Here is a 21,369-nt window from a genome sequence, read left to right as displayed (position 1 = left end):
AAATCATGCCGGGACCAGCAGGCCAGCACACCCACATCCTGCACCAGGAAACGGGCTACGAAAAAGGTAACGAGGGTCGGGTGGGGATGTAACGTTCGACTCATACCCAGCCCGCCTCCAGCTGATTAGCTTAGGCTTACCTATATGACTGCCCTTCCCGTCACATCGTCAGCCAACCGAAACACGCGTCCGCAGGTCAATCTGACCGTCCTGCGAACAGAACGGCTTTCACCCCACATGGTGCGGATCGTAGCGGGAGGCCCGGGCTTCAGCGATTACACGAACAACGCGTTCGTGGACCGTTACGTCAAGATCGTCTTTCCCCAGCCGGGCGTGGACTACCAGCTTCCCCTGGACCTCTGGGAAATCCGCGACTCCATGCCGCGTGAGCAGTGGCCGCACACCCGCACCTACACGATCCGCTGGGTTGATCCCGAGGCGCAGGAGTTGGCGATCGACTTCGTGGTTCACGGCGATGAAGGCCTTGCCGGACCGTGGGCTGCGGCTGCGAAGCCGGGCGACTCACTGGTTTTTACCGGCCCCGGTGGTGCCTACAATCCGGCACCCGAGGCGGACTGGTACCTGTTCGCCGGCGACGACGCCGCCATCCCCGCCATCGCAGCGTCCATTGAGGCCCTGGCTCCGACGGCACGTGGCTACGCTTTCCTGGAGGTGGACAGCACGGATGACGTTCTCCCCATCCAGGCACCGGCAGGTGTGGAGGTGCGCTGGCTGCTACGCAACGGGGTACAGGCCGGATCCAGCGACCTCCTCCTCAATGCCCTGCGTACGCTTGAGTGGCTGCCCGGACGGGTGGATGTGTTCGCACATGGCGAGCGTGGCTACATGAAGGGCCTGCGCGAGGTCCTCTTTGTGCAGCACGGCCTGGAACGCTCCCAGGTTTCCCTGTCCGGTTATTGGGCGCAGGGTCGCGTGGAGGAAGTGTTCCAGGCCGAGAAGAAGCTTGCCATCGGCAAGATCTAGCAGGATCTAGCGGCGCCGTACACGTCGCCGCTCGTTGCTGGACAGGCCCTTGGTCAGGGGCCGGGCGAGGTTGTCGCCCAGGACAATGCCGGCGGCAACGCCCAGGACTATGGCCGTGGCATTCAGCATGCCGCCGGCACCCAGGAGGATATCCGACTCCTCGGTGGTCAGAAGGTACATCGAGCGGAAAATGGTCAGCCCGGGCAGCAGGATCAGGGCGGCTGGAACGGCGACCACCAATTGCGGGGCACCCAGCTTCAGGGCGACCACCCTGCCCAGCAGTCCAATGACGACAGCTGAGATGGCAGGCGCCAAACGGTCGCCGAGGCCGAGCTCGCCAGCCCCCCACAAGACGAAGAAGCCCACCAAGCCGACTGCCGCCGTCGGGAGTAAAAGCCGCATCTGGGTTTGTTCGGTGATACCGATCGCGGCAACTGCCACGGCGATCAGGATCGCCTGTCCCCACAATGGATATGCGGGCGGGAACGTGTTGGTGACATCCAGAACTTCGCTGCCCATCAGCGTTCCGGTCACGACAGCGACGGCGATGCCCGCCACGATCGCACCGAAGGTCAGCAATGTGGAGAGGAATCGTCCGGCCGCGGTGACCGGGAAGCCGTTGATGGCGTCCTGGACCGAGGAGACGAGTCGTCCGGTTGGAAGCAACAGCAGGATGCCGCCGGCTACGACGATTGATGGGGCAATGTCAGCACCTGCCCACCTCAGCATCAAGGCAATGAACGTGACCAGGAACGAGCACGACATGGTGACGAAGAAGTCCGGGGTGCGCCAGCGTCCCAACTGCCGGGCCACCAGACTGATCAGAAGATTGGAGGCGAAAGCGAGGGCAGAGGCTCCCGGGCCGCCACCCAACACACCGACGAAGACGGCGGCGAAGACGCCGAAAGCCACCGTGACCATCCAGCGCGGGAACGGCTTGGCACTGCGGGTGATCTCGTTGAGGCGACGCACGGCTTCATCGCGCCCCACTCCCCCGGCCACGATGTCCGTGACCAGTTGGTGGACCTGCGCCAGGCCGGCGTAGTTGTTGGTCCAGGACCGCACCACCCGGATCAGGGTGATGGGCGTTTGGTCCTTTGGCGCATAGTTGATGGCCACCGACTGGTTGGTGATGTCCACCTCAACGTTCTTCAGCCCCAAGGCGGCCGTCACGGCGATCATGCTGGTTTCGACTTCGAGCGCTCCTGCGCCGTAGCGGAACATCGCCTCCGCCAGGTGCAGGGCGAAGTCGATCGTCTTGCGGGCAGAGGCATCGACTCCGGCAACCTGGATGGTGGGGTTGGCGTAGGGGCTGCCTGCCAGCCGGTCCACGATGTTCATGGGCGCGGTAGGCGGGCTGTCCCCCTGGACCAGCCGCATCAGCATGCGCTTGGCGTTGGCGTTCTGCCGAACCTGCGATGGGCGCAGCGGTTGGGTCTTGGGCAAGCCGTCCGTGTGAGGCCTGCCGCCGTTGCCCTCCGGGCGTTCAATCACGCAGCATTCCTCCTTTGCATCATTTCTTCTTGAGGAACTTTCCGATCACCGGCAATTGCTCCGGCTTCCGCAAGTTTCCCAGAACGGTCTGGGCGGCTCCTGCGAGCTTCCTGACCGTGCGGTACGCGGTGTATTTGACCGGGCTCACCGGCATAACAAAGTCGCCGATCAACTGGACGACTTCGCCGCCGAAGCCCTTCTTGAATTCGTATCCGCCGTGCCCGGTCTCGTCCTGCCCCTGGATACCGAACGTTCCGTAGAAGTTGTAGCGCGAATAGCCGTTGTTCAGGGCGTGCAACATCATGCCCCAGTAGAGGGACGTTGCACCGTTGAAGTAGATGTAGTCCTGCACGGTTCCACCGATGACGCACGTGAGTTCATCACCGGAGCACGCAAAGTGGATGGCGGCGACTGTTGCCACGCCAACGGAATCCGGGAAGCGCTCAATGTCCTTGAGGCTGCGTTCATAGCTGTCCACAAGGTCCTGGACAACCTTGACGCGATTGGCTTTCTTCTTGCTGCCGGTCTCTTCGACCTCGCGCTTCAGCTCGGTGAGGGTCTTGGACTCCGCTTCCAGACGCTCCGTGATGGAACGGCGGTACTCCGGAATGTTGATCTTGGCCATCATGAGCTTGGTGAACTCATCGGAGGTGTTGCGGAGCAGTTGCTCGTAGTACTCCCGTTCCCGGTACGTGAAGCCCTTCTCATCACCCGCGGTCTTCAGGGCATTGTAGAAATCGTCCAGCGTTTCCAGCGTGGCCTGCTCCAGGTAGACGCCGTTCTTCTCCGCTTTTCGGATGGCCTTCCGGGTGCGGTAGTTCATGCCCATGATGAGCTCTTCGGAGTCCGCGACACCGTCCAGGGTCTTGATGAACATCCAGTTGATGTTGGCGAAGTTCATGTCGAAGCCCTGGTGCTTGAACCCGAGTCCTTCGAGTTCCTTCAGCAGCGGCCTGTTGTCTTCGATTTCCGGGTGTTCTGCCCCGTCCTCGTCCCGCGCGATGTATTTGACGTTGGGCGAGATGCGCAGCTCCGCCGCTTTTTTCTCTGCCGCGTGCTTCTTGAGGAGCTCGACGACGGGCCTCACCGCTGCCGCGTCGCTGTAGTCCATCAGTGGTCCCTTGGCGCACTCTGCAACCTTGTAGCCCAGGCGGTTGGACGTGTAGACAAGCTTTCCAGCGGCGATCAGGCTGCCTCCACGGGTGATGCCGAAAAGCTCCACTTCCTGGCCGCGGGCACGCTGGAAACGGGTGAGGTCCATGGATTGGATGAAGCTCGCTTGTGGGTGTCCCTTGGCGAAGGTCTCGAAATCAGCGTCACTGAGAATTACGAATTCCATGTCGGTTCCAGCCTCGATCGGAGTCAAAGAAATTACCTCATCTTGTTGGATGTGCACCCGTTGGTGGCCGGGGCGGGCCGTGCGTTTGGTTGGCCTCTAGTAGAACTGTCCGCCGGTACGCATGGTTTCCAGGCGGCGGAAGACTTTCTCCCCGCCCTTGAGCCACAGCTTGTACCTCAGAGGGCTCAAGACCAAGTCATAGCAGCCGACGAAGTCCGTGACCGTTTTGGTGAAGCTCGTCTTGAACGATCCGAGGCCGTAGAGGGGGTGGTTCTTGTCCTTGATATTTGCGCTGCTGGGGGTGCCGCAGAAGTCGTACTCGACACAGCCAAGCTCCTGCATGCGCTGGATGGCTGCCCACTGCGTCAGGTGGGAGTCACCGTACTGCTTGCGGTTCTGGGTTGAGCCGCCGTCCTTGTAGGTGGCTTTGGAACCGTAGTTGATCACGAAGGCACCCACGCTCGGCTGGCCGTCCTCGTAGACGAAGAAGAAGTGCCCTTGGCCGCGGCTGCTGAACTCTCCCCAGAATTTGGCGTAATAGTCGTAGCTGCGCAAGGGCATGGCGCCCTTGGCGTTCACGGTGTTCTGCATCAGGGCATAGAGCTTCTTGTAACTGGCTGTGCCGGCTTCCTCCTGTATTACCTCGCAGCCCTCGCGCTCTGCGCGGCGGACGGCGTTGCGGGCCCTCGACGAGATGCTCCGCAGCACCTCGTTGGCGGGCGCAGAGATGTCCAGAACAGCTGTGAAGTCGTTCGACTGGATGTTGGGGGCCTTAACCAGGCCGGACGCCTTCAGTTGCGCAGTCACTTCAGGTGACTCCACGACGTCGGGCTCTATCTTGAGGGCGAAGACGTTCAGCTTCTGTTCCCTGGCCAAGGTGGCGACGGCGTCCAGCATCGGCTTGATGTCCTCGACTGACTCGGCATCGGGGCCCTTGATCAGGTACCAGAGGCGTCCCAGGACAGGAAACTTCTTCTCCAGCAGCAGGTTGTAGCTGGAGTATCCGGCGGTCTCGATGACGAGCCGGCGGACCAGCCAGCCGTTCCCGTCCTTCACTGCAGCATAGGCGTCCGACTGCAGCATGTTGCCGCCGTTCGGGTTGGCAGTGACGTGCTTGTCCCAGTTATCGATTTCCTCGGCGGTGGCAAAGCGGGCAGTAAATTCTCGCAAGGTGGCCGTGTCCAATCTCAGGGTTCAGTGCAGGGTTCAAGCGGTGTTCAGGCATAGTGCGCATGCGGACATGCAGAATCAAGTCTATCGGGCATGGGTATATGACCCGATTCCCGGGTAGCGGCGCTCCGGCGCACATCAGTGATGCTTCTTGGGAGAGCCCAGAGCCAGGCGATCATCCGGGTCAGAGCCGGATCTGTTCCATGCTCTCCAATTGGATGGCCTTGGGGGCTTTCCCCAATTCCCGCTGGCCGCTGGCGAGCCGATCGGCGTTGGTCAGCCGGCTCAGGCTCAGCCCGGTCAGGTCTGCGATCTCACCGACAGGGACCTGGAAAGTCCTGAACGGACCAAGGGGTGGCGGTTCTCCCTCCAGGAGGCGCTGCGTCAGAGCCTTTTTCAACTCAACCTTGCCCAACAGTGGCGACTGGTCCAGCACGAAGCCGGCAGCGCCGAGCGTTCCATCGTTGGTCCAAGCTGCGATTTTCCAGAATCTTTTGGGGATCTTCACGCCCCTGTATTCGGAATCGTCGTCGGCAAAGACCGGCCCGGTGAACACGCTGAGCTTGGCGTCGTGCGCGTCGGCGTGGCCCAGCACGTGGTCTTCCAGCCCTACCCAAAGTTCCTTGCCTTGGTTGAAGTCATCCACTTGGGGTGCTGCATTGGTGAATGCGAAAGTGTCCTGATTCGCTTTCTTGGCCGTAGCAGCATCGCCCCACACCGGATCGAGCCGCCGCACCAGGTGTCCCCGATCGAAGGCGTTGTTCTTGTAGACGTCCGGGCCTGCCTGCTGCTCCCGGGGTATGCGCTCGTCAAAATGCCACGTGCCCTCCCGGGCCAAAGGATTCAGTTCCCTGCCGCTGATGTTGACTCCAACAATCGCCGCGAGCTTCCGGGCAGCCCGGAAGCGCACGGAGAAGTGCGTGTAGTCCAACAAAGTAGTCGTTGCCGACGGACTGGGCAGCTCCAGGCGTGCCCGCAAGAAATCCCGGTCATATCCCCCGCTCATGCATACAGCATGGCACTAGGCACCGACAGCGAACAGACTCAGCATTCGACGACGTTCACGGCCAGGCCGCCCATCGCGGTTTCCTTGTACTTATGGGACATGTCCTTGCCCGTCTCGCGCATCGTCACGATCACCTCATCCAACGAAACCCGGTGCGTCCCATCACCCCACAACGCCATCTTCGCGGCATTGATCGCCTTCGCCGCAGCAATCGCGTTCCGCTCAATACACGGAATCTGCACCAACCCACCAATCGGATCACACGTCAACCCCAGGTTATGCTCCATCGCGATCTCCGCAGCGTTCTCCACCTGCGCCGGGGAACCACCCATCACCTCAGCCAACCCCGCAGCAGCCATCGACGACGCCGAACCAACCTCACCCTGGCACCCCACCTCGGCACCGGAAATCGAAGCCTGCTCCTTATACAAAACACCCACCGCACCGGCAGCGAGCAGGAACCGCACCACCACATCGTCGCGGTCAGCCTGGCCGGCCTTGTCCATCCCCGGCGCGTAATGCAACGCATAGTAAAGAACAGCCGGAATGATCCCCGCCGCACCATTGGTCGGAGCCGTCACCACCCGCCCACCGGAAGCGTTCTCCTCATTCACAGCCAAGGCGATCAGGTTCACCCACTCCTGCCAATACTTCGGATCGTTCCGGTCCTTGTCCTCCTTCAAGAGCCGCTCCAACCAATCCGGTGCACGACGCTTCACCCGCAAACCCCCGGGCAGCACACCCTCACGCTTCAGACTGGTCTCAACGCAGGCCTCCATCACAGACCAAATATGCAACAGGCCCTCACGGATCTCCTCCTCCGACCGGGACGCCCGCTCATTGATCAACATGATGTCGCTGATGCCCAAGCCCTTCGACGCGCACCGGCCCAGCAATTCAGCAGCTGTCCTGAACGGCAACGGCAACTCCGCCTTGGACTCCTCCAACTCAGCCCGGGCCGTGTCCTCCTCACCCTCACGGACAATGAACCCACCACCCACCGAGAAAAACGTCGCCTCCCTAAGGACAACCCCCTCAGCATCAGAAACAGCAAACTTCATCCCATTCGTATGCCGCGGCAACACCGTCAACGGATGCAACACCATATCCTCCACCGCATACGGCAGGAGCACTTCCCCGGCAAGATTGAGCGTGCCCGTCTCCGCAATCGAAGCCAACCGCTCCTCCACCTCCTCGGGCAGGATCAATTCAGGCTCGAAGCCCTCCAACCCCAGCAAAGTTGCCGTGAACGTCCCGTGGCCTTTGCCCGTTGCAGCCAGGGACCCATAAAGATCCACCCGCAACCCCGCCACGGAGTCGAGGGCTCCGGACTCTTTGAGCTCCCGCGCAAACACCGCCCCGGCACGCATCGGCCCCACAGTATGCGAGCTCGACGGGCCAATGCCCACTGAGAACAGATCGAAAACACCAACAGCCATAGCCGGGATCCCTTTTATACAGCTTGAAAACGGTCCGGCAGATGGTCCTGCCGGATGGCCACCCCCGCTTGTGGCGGCAGGCGACCGAAGTACGACGCCGGGTGGCCCCCTCAGGCGGCAACCCGGCGTCGCAAGTTCATTCAGTTATTACAGTCCACGCTACGCCACCCGGCGCGCGTGGTGTCCCCTGGAACGGGGTTGCTTAGGCGAGGTCGCCGCCGTTCTTGGAGGCGTACTCCTGCGCCGAGAGCAGCGGACCGTCAGACTCTGCGGCGACCTTGAACAGCCAGCCCTCGCCGTAGGGGTCGTTGTTGATCAGTGCGGGGTCGGACACAACGGCGTCGTTGATCTCGGTGACCTCACCGGTAACCGGCGAGTACAAGTCGGAGACGGACTTGGTGGACTCCACCTCGCCGCAGGTCTCCCCCGCAGTCACAGTCGCACCAACCTCGGGCAGGTCGACGTAGACGATGTCGCCCAACGCGTCGGTGGCAACTTCAGAGATACCGATGGATACCGAGTTCCCCTCCCCACGCAGGACCCACTCGTGTTCGTCGGAGTACTGAAGTTCAGGCGCTACTTTGGGCATTCTGTTTCCTAACTATGGGTGATCAAAAACTGCTTAGCGGGACCGTTTGTAGAACGGCAGCGCGACGACCTCGAAGGGCTCGGCTTTGCCGCGGAGGTCCACCTCGAGTGCGGTGCCGGGCTCAGCAAAAGCAACGTCGACGTACGCCATCACGACAGGGTACCCGAGCGTCGGGCTCGGCTGTCCGGAGGTCACTTCGCCCACCACGGCGCCGTCCTTCACTACCGGGTAGTGCGAACGGCCGGCACGGCGGCCCAGGCCCTTGAGGCCAACAAGCTTGCGGCCGGAAGACACGCCCGCACCGTCAGCCTTCAAAGCAGCGAGTGCTTCCTTGCCAACAAAGTCGCCTTCCTTGGACAGCGCCACAACGGGCCCAAGTCCGGCAGCGAACGGATTACCTTCGCGGGAGAGCTCGTTGCCGTACAACGGCATGCCGGCCTCGAGGCGCAGGGAGTCGCGCGATGCAAGGCCTGCCGGAACCAGTTCACCATCCTCCGCAACAGCCGAAATCGCCTGCCACAGCGCGGCGGCGGATTCGTTGGGGACGAAGATCTCGAAGCCGTCTTCGCCGGTGTAGCCGGTGCGTGCCAGCAGCAGGTCCTGTCCGGAGCCGGCCACCAGGAAAGTCACCTCGACTGCGGCGTAGTACTTCAGTTCCGTGACCAGCGAGTGCTGCTCGGCCGGAACCAGGCGCAGCAGGATCGCTTCCGCAAGCGGCCCCTGAACGGCGATCAACGACGTCGACGATGAAGCATCCTCGACCACGACATCGAAGCCCGCGGCGCGCTGCAGCAGTTCAGATGCGACCACAAAGGCATTGCCGGCGTTCGGCACCACCAGGAATTTATCGGCACCACGACGGTACACAATCAGGTCGTCGATGATCCCGCCGTCTTCCTGGCAGATCAGGGAGTACTTGGCTTTTCCGTCGGCCATGGCGGAGATCTTGCCCACCAAGGCGTAATCCAAAAACTCTGCTGCCTGCGGTCCGGTGACCCAAACTTCGCCCATGTGGGAGAGGTCGAACAGGCCGGCGGACTTCCGGACGGCGTGGTGTTCAGCGAGCTCGGAGGTGTACTTTAGCGGCATCTGCCACCCACCGAAGTCCGTGAAAGACGCGCCGAGCTTCTTGTGCTCCTCGTAGAGGGCTGTGTGCTTCTCAGTCATTGCCATTTCCCTTAGTTCTCGAACGCTGCTGTGTTTTCCTCGAACGCTTCGAGAGGCGGGCAGGAGCACACCAGGTTGCGGTCGCCCGCAGCACCATCGATACGTCCCACCGGCGGGAAGTACTTGTCCTGCTTCAAGTGGTGGACCGGGAAAGCAGCCTGCTCACGCGGGTAGGCGCGGTCCCAGTCGGAGCTTACGACGGCGGCTGCCGTGTGGGGCGCGCGGCGAAGCGGGGAATCCTGCACGGAGAAGTCGCCGTGGGCCACCTGGTCGATTTCCTTGCGGATGGTGATCATGGCTTCGATGAAGCGGTCGATCTCCACGAGGTCCTCGGACTCCGTGGGCTCCACCATGAGGGTGCCGGCAACCGGGAAGGCCAGCGTGGGCGCGTGGAAACCGAAATCGATGAGGCGCTTGGCCACATCTTCCGCGGTAACGCCCGTCTTGGCCGCCAGTTCGCGCAGGTCCAGGATGCACTCGTGGGCCACCAGGCCAGCCTCGCCCGTGTAAAGCACCGGGAAGTGGTCGTTGAGGCGCGCTGCGATGTAGTTGGCAGCGAGCAGTGCGGACTTGGTTGCCTCAGTGAGACCCTGGCCGCCCATGAGCTTCACGTACGCCCAGGAAATCGGGAGCACACCGGCCGAGCCGAAGCGCGATGCCGAGATCGGGACATCGTTACCTTCGGTCCAGGAGGCAGCATCGCCGGGCATGAACGGCGCGAGGTGTGCCTTGGCAGCAACCGGGCCAACGCCGGGTCCGCCGCCGCCGTGCGGGATGCAGAAGGTCTTGTGCAGGTTCAGATGGGACACGTCTCCGCCGAACTTGCCCGGCTGGGCCAAGCCAACCAAAGCGTTCAGGTTGGCGCCATCGATGTACACCTGTCCGCCGGCTTCGTGGACTGCGTCGCACACTTCCCGGACGTCGGCGTCATACACACCGTGCGTGGACGGGTAGGTGATCATGATGGCCGAGAGAACGTCACGGTTGGCTTCGATCTTCGCAGCCAGGTCAGCGTGGTCGATGGTTCCATCGGGAGCCGTGGCCACGACCACGACCTTCATGCCGGCCAGCACAGCGGAGGCGGCGTTGGTGCCGTGGGCCGATGCGGGGATCAGGCAGACGTTGCGCTGCTGGTCTCCGCGGGAGTGGTGGTAGCCGCGGATCGCGAGCAAGCCTGCAAGCTCACCCTGGGAACCGGCGTTCGGCTGGATGGAGACCTGGTCGTAGCCCGTGATTTCGGTGAGCTGGGCTTCAAGGTCAGCGATCAGCTCACGCCAGCCGGCGGTCTGGGAGTCCGGGGCGAACGGGTGGATCGAGGCGAACTCGGGCCAGGAGATGGCTTCCATCTCAGCGGTGGCGTTCAGCTTCATGGTGCATGAACCCAACGGGATCATGGTCCGGTCCAGCGCGAGGTCGCGGTCGGAGAGCTTGCGGATGTAGCGCAGGAGCTGGGTCTCGGAGCGGTGCGTGTTGAACACCGGGTGCTGCAGGTAATCGCTGGAGCGCTCAACGGAAGCTTCGAGCGCGAAACCCTCCACGGACTCAAGTACCGGGGCGCCGAACACTTCAAGGACACCGCCGACGATGTCGGCTGTAGTGGTTTCATCAACCGAGATACCCACAGTGTCCGCGTCGACGCCGCGCAGGTTGATGCCGCGGGCCTCGGCGGCAGCGACGAGCTCGGCGCTGCGGCCCGGTACGCGGACCGTGATGGTGTCGAAGAACGAACCGTGCAGGACCTCGACGCCGGCGGCCTTCAGGGAGACGGCAAGGGTGCGGGCGTGCTGGTGCGCCGTCTCGGCGATTGCCTTCAGTCCCTCGGGACCGTGGTAGACCGCGTACATCGAAGCGACGATCGCGAGCAATGCCTGCGCGGTACAGATGTTGGACGTGGCCTTCTCGCGGCGGATGTGCTGCTCACGGGTCTGCAGCGCCAGGCGGTAGGCGGGGACACCGGCGTCGTCCTTGGAAACGCCCACCAAACGGCCCGGCATGGAACGCTCCAAGCCCTTCTGGACGGCCATGTAGGCGGCGTGCGGGCCGCCGAAGAACAGCGGCACGCCCAGTCGCTGGGCGGAACCCACGGCGATATCGGCGCCCTGCTCGCCGGGAGGAGTGATGAGGGTGAGCGAGAGAAGATCGGCTGCGACGGTGACCAACGCGCCCCGCTCTTTCGCCTCGGCGATCACGGCGGAGTGGTCGAAGACTCGGCCGGAAACGCCCGGCTGCTGGAGGACGACGCCGTTGATGGCACCTTCCGGGAGGCCAAGGGAAAGATCAGCGACCTCAACCTCGAAGCCGAGGGCCTCGGCACGGCCCTTCACGATCGCGATGGTCTGCGGCAGGCAGTCGGCGTCCAGGACGGTCTTGCCATCCTGGGCAGCCTTGTTCTTGTTGGCCCTGCGCATCATGAGGACGGCTTCGGCCACGGCGGTGGCTTCATCCAACAAGGACGCGTTGGCGATCGGCAGGCCAACAAGGTCCTGGACCATGGTCTGGAAGTTCAGAAGTGCCTCAAGACGGCCCTGGGAGATCTCGGGCTGGTACGGGGTGTAAGCGGTGTACCAGGCGGGGGACTCGAGGATATTGCGGCGGATCACCGGCGGGGTAATGGTGTCGTAGTAGCCCTGGCCGATCATCTGTACGGCCGTCTTGTTCTTGGCGGCCAGCTTGCGGAGTTCAGCCAGGACCTCAACCTCGGAAAGGGCGTTCTGGAGGGTCAGCGCCACGTCCTGACGGATGTCGTTGGGAACCGCGGTGTCAACGAGCGAATCGACGGAGTCGTATCCGACGGACTTCAGCATGGTTTCAACGTCGGCCTGGCGGCGGGCACCGATATGCCGGTCAACGAAGGTGGTGGAGGCAGAACTAACCGTCACGAAGGAACTCCAATACTTGGGCGGCGCGTGGGTACGCCGCAGCTACTCGGGTTCCTCCCCGCTCTGTATTGGACCTGAGAGTTTCCGCGCGTTGTCTGCACAACGATCGCTTGCACCGTCGGTGAGCACGGTAGGCCCGCGCCGGTGGTGACGCGTTCCTGCCTGCTGCTTTCCAGAGTTGCCTCGCCGCGGCGGTGCATGGGCCTGAGAGATTCCTGGGGAGGGTTTGCTCCTACGGCGCCTGCATCACGTACTGCAGGACTCTCCCGCCGCAGATCAAAGGCTTGTTCAGTTGTCTGTGGGCGCTGGGAAGGCGCGCCACAAGGCTTAATTGTCCTACGCGGCGGGCGCCGCCGCAAATGGTGCAGGCGGCCTATGCCCGCAGGCGCTCCAGCACCTTCAGGAGAATCCCGACGTCGGCCTCCCGCCTGCCGTCGCCCGTCTCCTGGCCGCCCTCGAACATCGCGTTAAAGTACAGCCCATCCCCCATGTAGCTGACAGCCTTGGCCACGTCGGGCCCCACATCCTCAGCCAGGACATCCAGCCACTGTTGCTGGATACCGGCGAACCGCCGTCGTGTTTCCTCATGGGCGACCTCCGCCAACCGGGTCGCCGCCACGAAGGCCCGGTCCATGGGCGTCCCCGCCCACAACGAAGAGCGGATGAAGTAGGCAGCCGCTCCATCGGGAGCAGCTTTCATCTGTTCTATGTCTTCCTGCGCGAGATTGTCGAGGCGTTCCAACAGCGCCGCGATCAGCGCCTCCTTGTTGGGAAAGTGGTAGAGCAGCCCGCCCTTGGAGACACCGGCGCGCTTGGCTACGGCATCGAGCGTGGCGGCCCGTTCGCCGACCTCGATCAGGAGGGCTTCGAAGGCATCCAGGACCGAGTCCTTGGCTACTGGTTTTCGTGGCATGGGTTCCATCATCCCCTATTGCTGTGGGCATTCCGAAGTTGAAACTATACCGTCCAGACGGTACAGTTATTGCCATGTTCACCCAGTCTTCGACCCCAGCAACCCATGTCCGCCAGCAGTCCGCGCAGGACCGGGCACCGTGGCGCGACTGGGCAGCACTGGCCCTGCTGATGGTCCCGGTGCTGCTGGTCGCCGTCGACAACACCGCCCTCACCTTTGCTCTTCCGGAAATCGCCCGGTCCCTGGAAGTTGGCGGTGTCCAGTTGCTCTGGATCGTGGACTCCTACCCGCTGGTCCTGGCCGCCCTGTTGGTCTCCATGGGCAACCTCGGCGACAGGATCGGACGACGGCGGCTGCTCATGATCGGCAGCACGGGCTTCGCGGCGGTGTCGGCTGCTACAGCCTTCGCGCCGTCCGCCGAGTGGCTGATTGCCGGCCGCGCCGCCCTGGGCGTCTTCGGCGCCATGCTGATGCCCTCCACCCTCTCCTTGATCCGGAACATCTTCACGGATCCCAACCGCCGCAGGCTCGCCATCGCGGTGTGGGCCGCCGGCTTCTCCGGAGGCGCTGCGCTGGGCCCCATCTTTGGTGGCTGGCTGGTGGAGCACTTCTGGTGGGGTGCCGTGTTCCTCGTGGCGACCTTCCTGCTGCTTCCCTTGCTCGCTCTCGGCACCACGCTCATCCCCGAGTCCAAGGACGCCAATCCCGGCCGGGTGGACGTGCCCAGCATTGCGCTGTCCATCCTGACCATGGCGCCGTTCGTCTATGGCATCAAGGAATTCGCCGTCCATGGCTTCGGGGCGACCGCCCTGGCATTCATGGTGTTTGGCCTGGTCATGGGCACAGTGTTCGTCCGGAGACAGCGCCAGTTGGAGAACCCCATGCTGGATGTCCGCCTCTTCGGCAACAAGGTGTTCAGCACGGCGATCGTGGCCAACGTCCTGTCACTGTTCTCCATGACCGGGTTCATCTACTTCTTCGCCCAGCACCTGCAGTTGGTGGAGGGGCAGTCCCCCATGGAAGCGGGCATCGCCATGATTCCGGCCCTGCTCGCCACGATTGTTGCCGGACTGTTGGTGGTGCCGCTGGTCAAACGGATCAGGCCTGGATTCGTGGTCGCCGCCGGCCTAAGTTTCAGTGCCGTGGGCTACCTGGTGGTTGTGGTGGGAGACCACGGACACGGGCCGGTGTTCCTGCTGTCCGCCCTGACCATCCTTGCCGTTGGCGTGGGAGCAGCGGAAACAATCTCCAATGACCTGATCCTGTCCTCCGTCCCGGCCGACAAATCCGGAGCCGCATCCGCCATCTCCGAAACGGGCTATGAACTCGGATCCCTGCTGGGCACCGCAGTGCTCGGTTCCATCCTGACGGCGTCTTACCAGCACAACCTCGTCCTGCCTGAAGGCCTGTCCAGCCAAGCCGCCGGAAACTCCGGGGAGACACTGGCCGGAGCCGTGGATGCAGCCGCGGCTCTCCCTGCACCCTTGTCTGATGCCCTCACCTTGGCCGCCCGGGTCGCCTTCGAATCCGGCGTCCACATCACGGCGGCGATCGGGCTGGTACTGATGGCTGGAGCGGCAGTGCTTGCCGCCGTCGTACTCCGCAGGGTGCCCAAGGCGCGCTAAAGGCGCCTCCAGGCAGTCGCAGCAGGAAGCCCGGGCCATCCCACGGCCCGGGCTTCCTGCTGCCTGCTGCTAGACGGCTTGATTGAGCGAGGACCCAAGGCCCAGGCCCCGGGTGATCCCTCCGGTGGTCGCCGTGGCCAGCGCAGCCAAGTAGTCATTGCGTCGCCGGGCGGTGATTCGGGATTCAGGTTCAAAGGGCTGGTCGGGGTTGTCCGCGTAATGGGCTGCCAGGCCGTCGCGCATGAGGCGGATGCCCTCGGCCCGCTGCTGCGACACTGCGGCGTGGGTCGAACCGAGTTCCTCGGCAAGGTCCTTCACGGAACGGCCGGCAAGGTAGATCTCCTGGATCACGAAGCGCATCTTCTCCGGAAGGGAGTCGACGGCGGCCCGCAGATACTTGATGCGCTCGTCCGCGAGGACAGAGTGTTCAGGGGACGGAGCGCCGGAGGCCACGGTATCTGCCACCACCTCGTCCAGCGAACTGAGCGTCCGGGCGGCATCGGCCAGGGCAGCTTCCACATGGCTGCGTTCCACGCCCAAGGCAGAGGCCAACTCCGGCACCGTGGGAGTACGCCCCAGCACGCCGGTGAGGGTTTCCTGGACGGCCATGGTTTCCTTGATGCGCTTCCGGGCCGAACGGGTGGCCCAGTCGCTGGCCCGCATCTCGTCAGCAAAGGCACCGATGATCCGACGGCGCGCAAAGGCACCAAAAGGAACACCGAGATCCGGATCAAAAGAATCAGCGGACGCAATAAGGGCCAACGACCCCACGGAAGCAAAATCGTCGCGCGATAAATGTGACGCACGCGCGCAAAGGTCAGAGACCAGGTAACCAACGAGCGGAAGGTGCTGCAACACCAGCTCGTTGCGCTGTTCGCGATTCAAATGTAAGTCCCCCCATGAGACCGGATTATTGAGTTGCAACGGACCCTGAACAGCTGTTCCACCGGCGCCGGGAGACCAATCACGGCGACGTTTCAGGACTTCGTCCAGGTACGTGTTCAGTGAACATATCACCTGAAAACGACTCTGCGTGTACGCTCGACACAAGAAACCAAAAAGCCTGCTAAATCGTCATTCAGGCTTTGCAATAAATGATTGGGGAACCGTGGGGGCGGACGAACTGTCGGCAACGCTGTGGCGTGAGCGAAGGCAACTGGATTTCCTGCTTTTTCTCCTGGAAACACAGCTCCTGCATCTCCGGGCAGGCAACTGGCACCGGTTGAATTTCACTGCCACCGAACTTGAAAAGGTTCTGGAAAACCTCCGTTTCGAGTCCCTTGCCCGCGGCGTGGAGGCCGCCTCTTTGTCGGCCGAATGGAAGGCTCCCCACCACACCACTTTGCCCGGCCTGGTATCTGCAGCGCCGCCTGGACCGTGGCCGGGACTTTTGGGCGAGCATCTGCAGGGCATGGCGGAATTACAGGCAAAGATCGACAACGCGGCCTCGGACAATGCGGCAGCCCTTCAGGCCGGGCCGCCGCCCGGGGCTCCCGGCCCGGACGAACTCGCGGACCTTGCCGTGCAGGCCAATGTTGGCCGGGCGCTTGCTGCGGTTAGCGCGGCATCTCTTCCGTCACTGCGCGATTTCCTCGGGCCTGCCTGACGGGACGTCCTTGCGGGCGGCTGGGGGTTGGAGGCCGGCCAGGAGCTGTTCGGCGTCGGGTCCCGCCTGGGCTGCGGCGAGGTTGGCGGCCGCGATCGCCTCCACCACCTCGCTGCGCTGGATGGAAACACCCCGGGGCGCCTCGATGCCGATGCGCACGCCATCACCCCGGCCCTCCATGACGGTGATGACAATGTCGTCGCCGATCATGATTTTCTCGCCCGGCTTGCGCGTCAGTACCAACATGCTCTCAATGTACCTTTCCCAGCGTGGCTGCTGCTGCGGGCCTGCCATCGACCCATCCCACCGGAAGGCCGAGTTCGTTGACGGTCTCGGGCGTGCCGGTCTGTGCGGCTCCAATGACAGCGAGCGCGTGGACGGCGATTGACTCACCCGCCAGGCCGGCGCGCAACGCGCCTGACCACCCTGCGGTGTCCTCTGCCTTCATCCGGGCGTCGGCCACGACCCACACCTGATCGGGCGCCAGCAGTGCAATGCGTGACGCCTGGCCGGGCGCATCCCCGGCAACCCCCAGCCCGTAAGCAACCACAACGGTATGGCCGGTCAGAACGGCCTGGGCGCGTGCCGCCGTCGCGCTGTGCCGTCCGTCCACGTGGAGGTGGCCGAACGCGGTGAGCTCCCCTGCCGTCCTCACGTCGGCGCCGCCTGCGGCCTGTGACATCTGCAGCGCAACGTCCAGGGCGTCGTCACCCAGGCCCAGGAGCAGGACCAGGTCGCCGTCGCCGGCCAGGAGTTCGGGCACCTCGGCAAACGCAGCGCTCGACGGCGGCAGCGTCACCATCGGGGCCGGCGGCACCGCCGGGGGCAGGGCCGGCGGGGGCGGGGCCGTCGGCGCGGATGTCCGTTCCAGTTCCTTGCCCAGTTGTTCCAGCAGCCCGGCGAAATCCGGCGAGGCCGTCGACACGGGGGCAGCCGCAGCGCCGGCGGAGGGCCTGGCCCGGTGCAGGTGAAGCTCCTCGGCGTCGGCCCGTTCCAGCAGCGCTGCAATGGCGGTGCCGTCCAGGTCATGGGCAGAACCGGGGTCGCGTGGGTGCTGCGCAGCCTTGACCGTCATGGCAGGCGCCCCGGGGACCTCCGCCGCAGCCTGCCCTGCAGGCTTGTCGCTGACTTCCACCGTGGCCTCGAAGCGGTTGGCCGCGAACAGTCCCACGATTCCCGGATTGGTGACTTTTTCGGCAGCCACAATCCGGGCACCGGGCCCGTAGTGCTGCAGCGCCTTGGCCCGGATCGCTTCCAGGGAGGACCCCTTAAGGGTGTAGCGCTTCGGCATAGCGCACCACCCCCACGGTCTCGATGCGCAAATGGGCAGAGGTGACTTCCCGGTACGACAGGACGGGGACACCGCCGTCGGGGGCCGCCACCAGGCGACGCACGGCGGGGCGCAAGGCAGGCGCGCACACCAGCACCGCTTGGCGGCCCGCCGCCGCGGCTTCCTCCACTGCGGTTTTGAGGGACGCCAGGACGCCGTCCAGTTTGGCTTGCCCCATGACGATCTGGGCTCCACCTTCCGCGGGCCGCATGTCCTCCAGCATGGACTGCTCCAGGAGGGGGTCGATCATCACCACGTTGAGCACCCCTGCGTCCAGGTACTTGGCCGCCAGTGCAGGCCCCAAGGCGTTCCGCGCCGACTCGATCAGGGCCTCCGGGTCGGTTGATACCTTGGCGCGCAGGGCCAGGGCTTCGTAAATCCGGGGAAGGTCGTTGATGGGCACTTGTTCTTCCAGGAGGCCTTCGAGGACACGCTGGATTTCGGCCAGGGAGAGCAGCCCGGGCGTGAGTTCCTCCACTGCGGAGGGACTCTGCTTGCGGATGCCTTCGGTGAGGACGCGGACGTCTTCGCGGGTCAGGAGCCGGGCGGCGTTGGCCGTGATGATTGACGACAGGTGGGTGACCAGCACGGAGACACGGTCAATGACGGTGGCACCGGTCATCTCGGCACTGTGCCGCATCTCCGTGGGCACCCACTTGCCGCTCAGGCCGAACACCGGTTCCACGGTTGCGGTCCCGGGAAGGGCGTCCAGGAATTCGCCGAGGGCCAGGAGCTTGCCCGACGGCGCCACTCCCCTTCCAGCCTCGACGCCGGCGATGCGGATGGCATAGGTGGAAGGTGGCAGGTCCAGGGCGTCCCGGGTCCGGACGGGCGGGACCACGAGGCCCAGTTCCATGGCGATCTTGTGGCGGAGGGAGCGCACCCGGGCCAGGAGGTCGTCGGAAGCGCCGGAGACGATATCCACCAGATCCGGGGCTAGCAGGATCTCCACGGGGTGGATCCGCATCTCTTCCATGAGCCTCTCGTTCGGGTCTTCCGCAGCTTCCACAGCGGCGTCCTCGGCCTCCTGCGCACTGGCACGTGACTTCTGCAGGGCGGTCGCCCGGCGTGAGGCAAACACCAGCAACGCACCCACCAGGAGGAACGGCAGGATGGGCATGCCGGGGATGAAGGCCATGCTGGCTGCGGCCAGGCCTGCGATCAGCAGCGCGTTGGGCGACTGCATCAGCTGGGAGGACGCCGTCCGCCCCATGTCTTCCTCGGCGTTGGACCGGGTAACGATCATGCCGGTGGAGACGGCCATGAGGAGGGCGGGGATCTGGGTGACCAGGCCGTCCCCCATGGTGAGCAAGCCGTACGTGTTCAGGGCATCGCCGGCTTCCATGCCACGCTGGAGCACACCAATGGCGATACCGCCCACGAAGTTGATGATGATAATGATGATGCCCGCGATCGCATCACCTTTGACGAACTTGGAGGCACCGTCCATGGCACCGTAGAAGTCGGCCTCGGCGGAGACCTCGGCGCGGCGTTTCCGGGCTTCGGCGTCCGTGATGAGCCCCGCGTTGAGGTCGGCGTCGATGGCCATCTGCTTGCCCGGCATGGCGTCCAGGGTGAAGCGCGCCCCGACTTCGGCCACACGCTCGGCACCCTTGGTGACCACCACGAACTGGATGACCACCAGGATGAGGAACACCACGGCACCGATGATGAGGGAACCGCCCACGGTGACCTTGCCAAAGGCCTCGATGACCTGGCCGGCGAATCCCTGCCCCAGCACCAGTCGGGTCGAGGCGACGTTGATCCCCAGGCGGAAGAGGGTGGCCACCAGCAGCAGCGAGGGAAACACCGAGAAGTCCAGGGGCTTCTTCACGAACATGCTGGTTAACAGGATCAGCAACGCCAGCAGGATATTGCACACGATCAGGAAGTCGAGCAACGGCGCCGGCAGCGGCACCACCAGGAGCAGCACGATCCCTACGATCCCCACGGGGACGGACAGCCGGGCGAACCTGTTGTTGTTCATGGCTGGAAACTCTCCTTCATGCGATGGATTCCCCGTGCTGCTCCCCGGGTCTTGAGCGACATCACGAACGCAAGGACAGCAGCCACGGCGCGGTAGAGTTCCACGGGAATCTCCTGCCCCAGCTCGCATGCCGCATGGACAGCCCGTGCCAAGGGAATGTCCTGGACCATGGGCACCCCTTTGCTTTCGGCTTCCTCCCTGATGCGGGCGGCGATGATTCCCGCGCCTTTCGCCACGACGCGCGGTGCCGAGGTGCCGGCGTCGTATTTCAACGCAACTGCCACGTGCGTCGGGTTCACCAAGACCACATCAGCCTCCCCGATCGCAGCGATCATGCGGTTCCGGCTCATGCTGAGCTGCCGTGAGCGGCGCTGGGACTTCACCAGCGGATCGCCGTCGGTGTTTTTGTTCTCGTCCTGGACTTCCTTCCTGGACATCCGGGTCTTCTTCCGGTTGCGCCGCATCACCACGAAGATGTCTGCCGCGGCCAGGATGAGCCCGGCAACCACGGCGAACTGGATGAGAGCCCCGATCCCGCCCGCGGCAGCGGCGAGCACGCCCGCCACCGGCAAGCCGCCGGCCGTCAGGAGCACGGGCATCAAGCCCTGGATCACGGTGTACAGGACAAGACCCACGACGGCGGTCTTCAGCAACGCCTTTACCCCGCCCCACAGCGCCTCGGCACCGAACATCCGCTTGAAGCCGGCCAGCAGGTTGAAGTGCTCGAACTCCGCACGGAACTTCTTGAAGCGGATACCGCCCTGCAGTGCCGAACCGGCCAGGACCACCACAGTGACCGCCAGCAGCAAGGGGCCAAGGATCCCGGCGAGGGAGCCCAGTCCCGTTTCCAGGGCAGCCACGGCCTTGCCGGGCTCGGGATCGTTCATGACGCTCTTGACCGTGAAGAGCTGGTCCACTGCGGCGTTGGACGCGTGGTCGATGGTGGCCGGCAGCATTGCCGCGGCGCCACCCACGGCGAGCCAGGCCAGCAGGTCCTGCGACCTGGAGAGCTGGCCCTTCTCCCGGACCTCGCGCATGCGTTTGTCCGTGGCTTGCTCGGTTTTCTCCTGCGAATCCGTCACTAGCCCACCCCCAGGACAGTTCGTGCGGCCAATTCAGCCAGCGATGCGACCAGGCGCGGCAGTGCCAGGAAGAGGAACCCTGCCAGCGCCAGCGTGATGAAGATCTTCAACGGGAAGCCGAGAGCGAAGGCATTCAGTGCCGGAGCCACGCGCGTGAGGAGACCGAGTCCGACGTCGGCCAGCACCAGGACCACCAGCAAGGGACCGGCGATCTGGACTGCGGAGATGAACATGCCGGTGACGGCCCCAACCATGGCGTCCACGGGTTTGCTGAGGTCGATGCCGCCGGCGAGCGGCAAAGCGTTGAAGCTGCCGGTGAGGCCGCCTATGACCAGCTGGTAACCGTCGGAGGCGAAGAGCAGCGCAAGGGCAGCCATCTGCAGCAAACGGGTGAACTGGGCCCCGTTGACCATCATTTGCGGATCGAAGGCCTGGGCCATCTGGAATCCGCTGAAAAGGTCGATCAAGCTTCCAGCGGACTGGATGGCGGCGAACACGGCCATCACCAGGAAACCAAGGACCAGGCCAGTGACCAGTTCCAGGACGACTGCTGTGATGAAGCCCGCGGTGTCCTTGGGGATGGCATCGGCGGAAAGACGCTGCGAGACGGCCAGGCCGAGACCGATGCCGAGCATGGCTTTGATGCGCGCAGGGATGGCGTGATGGGCGAAAGGGGGCGCTACCACCAGGAAGGCCGTCATGCGGACCGAGGCCAGCAGCAGGACCTGGATCCACGACTGGTTGATGGGGATGTCCACC

Annotated in this window: 18 protein-coding genes and 1 riboswitch; of the genes, 3 read left to right on the top strand and 15 right to left on the bottom strand. The window is 64.0% G+C overall.

The window, feature by feature from the left end:
* Nucleotides 1-144: 144 nt before the first annotated feature.
* Nucleotides 145-984, top strand: a complete 840-nt coding sequence (locus tag ACSVIE_RS18310; protein ID WP_442424762.1) for a siderophore-interacting protein — start codon at nt 145-147, stop codon at nt 982-984.
* A 6-nt stretch (nt 985-990) separates the two neighbouring features.
* Here ACSVIE_RS18310 and ACSVIE_RS18305 read toward each other — a convergent pair whose 3' ends face one another.
* The 9 genes from ACSVIE_RS18305 to ACSVIE_RS18265 all read right to left on the bottom strand — a co-directional run bounded on the left by ACSVIE_RS18305 (nt 991) and on the right by ACSVIE_RS18265 (nt 12,980).
* Nucleotides 991-2,478 carry a threonine/serine ThrE exporter family protein gene (locus ACSVIE_RS18305; RefSeq protein ID WP_442424761.1) on the bottom strand — a complete coding sequence of 496 codons (1,488 nt, stop codon included), beginning with the start codon at nt 2,476-2,478 and terminating at the stop codon, nt 991-993.
* A 19-nt stretch (nt 2,479-2,497) separates the two neighbouring features.
* The gene (locus ACSVIE_RS18300) at nt 2,498-3,817 is read right to left on the bottom strand and encodes a peptidoglycan bridge formation glycyltransferase FemA/FemB family protein (protein ID WP_442424760.1); all 1,320 of its coding nucleotides are present in this window, start codon (nt 3,815-3,817) and stop codon (nt 2,498-2,500) included.
* Between the two features lie 96 nt (nt 3,818-3,913).
* Nucleotides 3,914-5,002, bottom strand: a complete 1,089-nt coding sequence (locus tag ACSVIE_RS18295) for a lipid II:glycine glycyltransferase FemX (RefSeq protein WP_442424759.1) — start codon at nt 5,000-5,002, stop codon at nt 3,914-3,916.
* Nucleotides 5,003-5,171: 169 nt separating this feature from the next.
* Nucleotides 5,172-5,993 carry a DNA/RNA non-specific endonuclease gene (locus ACSVIE_RS18290; protein ID WP_442424758.1) on the bottom strand — a complete coding sequence of 274 codons (822 nt, stop codon included), beginning with the start codon at nt 5,991-5,993 and terminating at the stop codon, nt 5,172-5,174.
* Between the two features lie 38 nt (nt 5,994-6,031).
* On the bottom strand, nt 6,032-7,432 hold the full coding sequence (locus tag ACSVIE_RS18285; RefSeq protein ID WP_442424757.1) for an L-serine ammonia-lyase: 1,401 nt from the start codon (nt 7,430-7,432) through the stop codon (nt 6,032-6,034).
* Between the two features lie 202 nt (nt 7,433-7,634).
* On the bottom strand, nt 7,635-8,021 hold the full coding sequence (gcvH, locus tag ACSVIE_RS18280; RefSeq protein ID WP_442424756.1) for a glycine cleavage system protein GcvH: 387 nt from the start codon (nt 8,019-8,021) through the stop codon (nt 7,635-7,637).
* Nucleotides 8,022-8,054: 33 nt separating this feature from the next.
* A complete protein-coding gene (gene gcvT / locus ACSVIE_RS18275; protein ID WP_442424755.1) occupies nt 8,055-9,188 on the bottom strand; it encodes a glycine cleavage system aminomethyltransferase GcvT in 1,134 nt (377 codons plus the stop codon).
* An 11-nt stretch (nt 9,189-9,199) separates the two neighbouring features.
* Nucleotides 9,200-12,067, bottom strand: coding sequence for an aminomethyl-transferring glycine dehydrogenase (gene gcvP, locus ACSVIE_RS18270; protein WP_442424754.1), 2,868 nt, complete (start codon nt 12,065-12,067; stop codon nt 9,200-9,202).
* Between the two features lie 182 nt (nt 12,068-12,249).
* A riboswitch (glycine riboswitch) is annotated at nt 12,250-12,346 on the bottom strand.
* 94 nt (nt 12,347-12,440) lie between these two features.
* Nucleotides 12,441-12,980, bottom strand: coding sequence for a TetR/AcrR family transcriptional regulator (locus ACSVIE_RS18265; RefSeq protein ID WP_426006145.1), 540 nt, complete (start codon nt 12,978-12,980; stop codon nt 12,441-12,443).
* 74 nt (nt 12,981-13,054) lie between these two features.
* Between ACSVIE_RS18265 and ACSVIE_RS18260 the strand changes: the two genes are divergently transcribed.
* On the top strand, nt 13,055-14,605 hold the full coding sequence (locus ACSVIE_RS18260) for an MFS transporter (RefSeq protein ID WP_442424753.1): 1,551 nt from the start codon (nt 13,055-13,057) through the stop codon (nt 14,603-14,605).
* Between the two features lie 69 nt (nt 14,606-14,674).
* Here the strand turns inward: ACSVIE_RS18260 and ACSVIE_RS18255 are convergent, their stop codons facing one another.
* Nucleotides 14,675-15,490 (bottom strand): sigma-70 family RNA polymerase sigma factor, encoded by an 816-nt coding sequence (locus ACSVIE_RS18255; RefSeq protein WP_426006143.1) that lies wholly within the window; start codon nt 15,488-15,490, stop codon nt 14,675-14,677.
* 223 nt (nt 15,491-15,713) lie between these two features.
* Here ACSVIE_RS18255 and ACSVIE_RS18250 point away from each other — a divergent pair, with 223 nt between their 5' ends.
* Nucleotides 15,714-16,211, top strand: coding sequence for a flagellar protein FlgN (locus ACSVIE_RS18250; RefSeq protein WP_426006142.1), 498 nt, complete (start codon nt 15,714-15,716; stop codon nt 16,209-16,211).
* Here ACSVIE_RS18250 and csrA read toward each other — a convergent pair.
* Genes csrA through ACSVIE_RS18225 form a run of 5 tightly spaced genes read right to left on the bottom strand, consistent with a single transcriptional unit; the run spans nt 16,182 to nt 21,368 of the window.
* Nucleotides 16,182-16,457 carry a carbon storage regulator CsrA gene (csrA, locus tag ACSVIE_RS18245; protein WP_426006141.1) on the bottom strand — a complete coding sequence of 92 codons (276 nt, stop codon included), beginning with the start codon at nt 16,455-16,457 and terminating at the stop codon, nt 16,182-16,184. The two genes, ACSVIE_RS18250 and csrA, sit on opposite strands and share 30 nt — an antisense overlap.
* 4 nt (nt 16,458-16,461) lie before the next feature.
* The gene (locus tag ACSVIE_RS18240) at nt 16,462-17,502 is read right to left on the bottom strand and encodes a hypothetical protein (RefSeq protein WP_442424752.1); all 1,041 of its coding nucleotides are present in this window, start codon (nt 17,500-17,502) and stop codon (nt 16,462-16,464) included.
* Nucleotides 17,480-19,528, bottom strand: coding sequence for a flagellar biosynthesis protein FlhA (locus ACSVIE_RS18235; protein ID WP_442424751.1), 2,049 nt, complete (start codon nt 19,526-19,528; stop codon nt 17,480-17,482). The genes ACSVIE_RS18240 and ACSVIE_RS18235 overlap by 23 nt, the downstream gene beginning before the upstream one ends.
* On the bottom strand, nt 19,525-20,610 hold the full coding sequence (locus ACSVIE_RS18230) for an EscU/YscU/HrcU family type III secretion system export apparatus switch protein (protein ID WP_442424750.1): 1,086 nt from the start codon (nt 20,608-20,610) through the stop codon (nt 19,525-19,527). The genes ACSVIE_RS18235 and ACSVIE_RS18230 overlap by 4 nt, the downstream gene beginning before the upstream one ends.
* Nucleotides 20,610-21,368, bottom strand: a complete 759-nt coding sequence (locus ACSVIE_RS18225) for a flagellar biosynthetic protein FliR (protein WP_442424749.1) — start codon at nt 21,366-21,368, stop codon at nt 20,610-20,612. The genes ACSVIE_RS18230 and ACSVIE_RS18225 overlap by 1 nt, the downstream gene beginning before the upstream one ends.
* Nucleotide 21,369: the final 1 nt, after the last annotated feature.

Source organism: Paenarthrobacter sp. NCHU4564 (assembly GCF_052156435.1).
In the GTDB taxonomy this organism is placed as follows: Bacteria; Actinomycetota; Actinomycetes; order Actinomycetales; family Micrococcaceae; genus Arthrobacter.
This window is presented reverse-complemented; position numbering and strand designations above follow the sequence as displayed.

Coding starts and splice junctions, on each gene's coding strand:
- ACSVIE_RS18310 (WP_442424762.1), top strand. CDS start 145: ATGACTGCCCTTCCCGTCACATCGTCAGCCAACCGAAACACGCGTCCG.
- ACSVIE_RS18300 (WP_442424760.1), bottom strand. CDS start 3,817: ATGGAATTCGTAATTCTCAGTGACGCTGATTTCGAGACCTTCGCCAAG.
- ACSVIE_RS18290 (WP_442424758.1), bottom strand. CDS start 5,993: ATGAGCGGGGGATATGACCGGGATTTCTTGCGGGCACGCCTGGAGCTG.
- ACSVIE_RS18285 (WP_442424757.1), bottom strand. CDS start 7,432: ATGGCTGTTGGTGTTTTCGATCTGTTCTCAGTGGGCATTGGCCCGTCG.
- gcvH (WP_442424756.1), bottom strand. CDS start 8,021: ATGCCCAAAGTAGCGCCTGAACTTCAGTACTCCGACGAACACGAGTGG.
- gcvT (WP_442424755.1), bottom strand. CDS start 9,188: ATGACTGAGAAGCACACAGCCCTCTACGAGGAGCACAAGAAGCTCGGC.
- ACSVIE_RS18265 (WP_426006145.1), bottom strand. CDS start 12,980: ATGCCACGAAAACCAGTAGCCAAGGACTCGGTCCTGGATGCCTTCGAA.
- ACSVIE_RS18260 (WP_442424753.1), top strand. CDS start 13,055: ATGTTCACCCAGTCTTCGACCCCAGCAACCCATGTCCGCCAGCAGTCC.
- csrA (WP_426006141.1), bottom strand. CDS start 16,457: ATGTTGGTACTGACGCGCAAGCCGGGCGAGAAAATCATGATCGGCGAC.
- ACSVIE_RS18240 (WP_442424752.1), bottom strand. CDS start 17,502: ATGCCGAAGCGCTACACCCTTAAGGGGTCCTCCCTGGAAGCGATCCGG.
- ACSVIE_RS18235 (WP_442424751.1), bottom strand. CDS start 19,528: ATGAACAACAACAGGTTCGCCCGGCTGTCCGTCCCCGTGGGGATCGTA.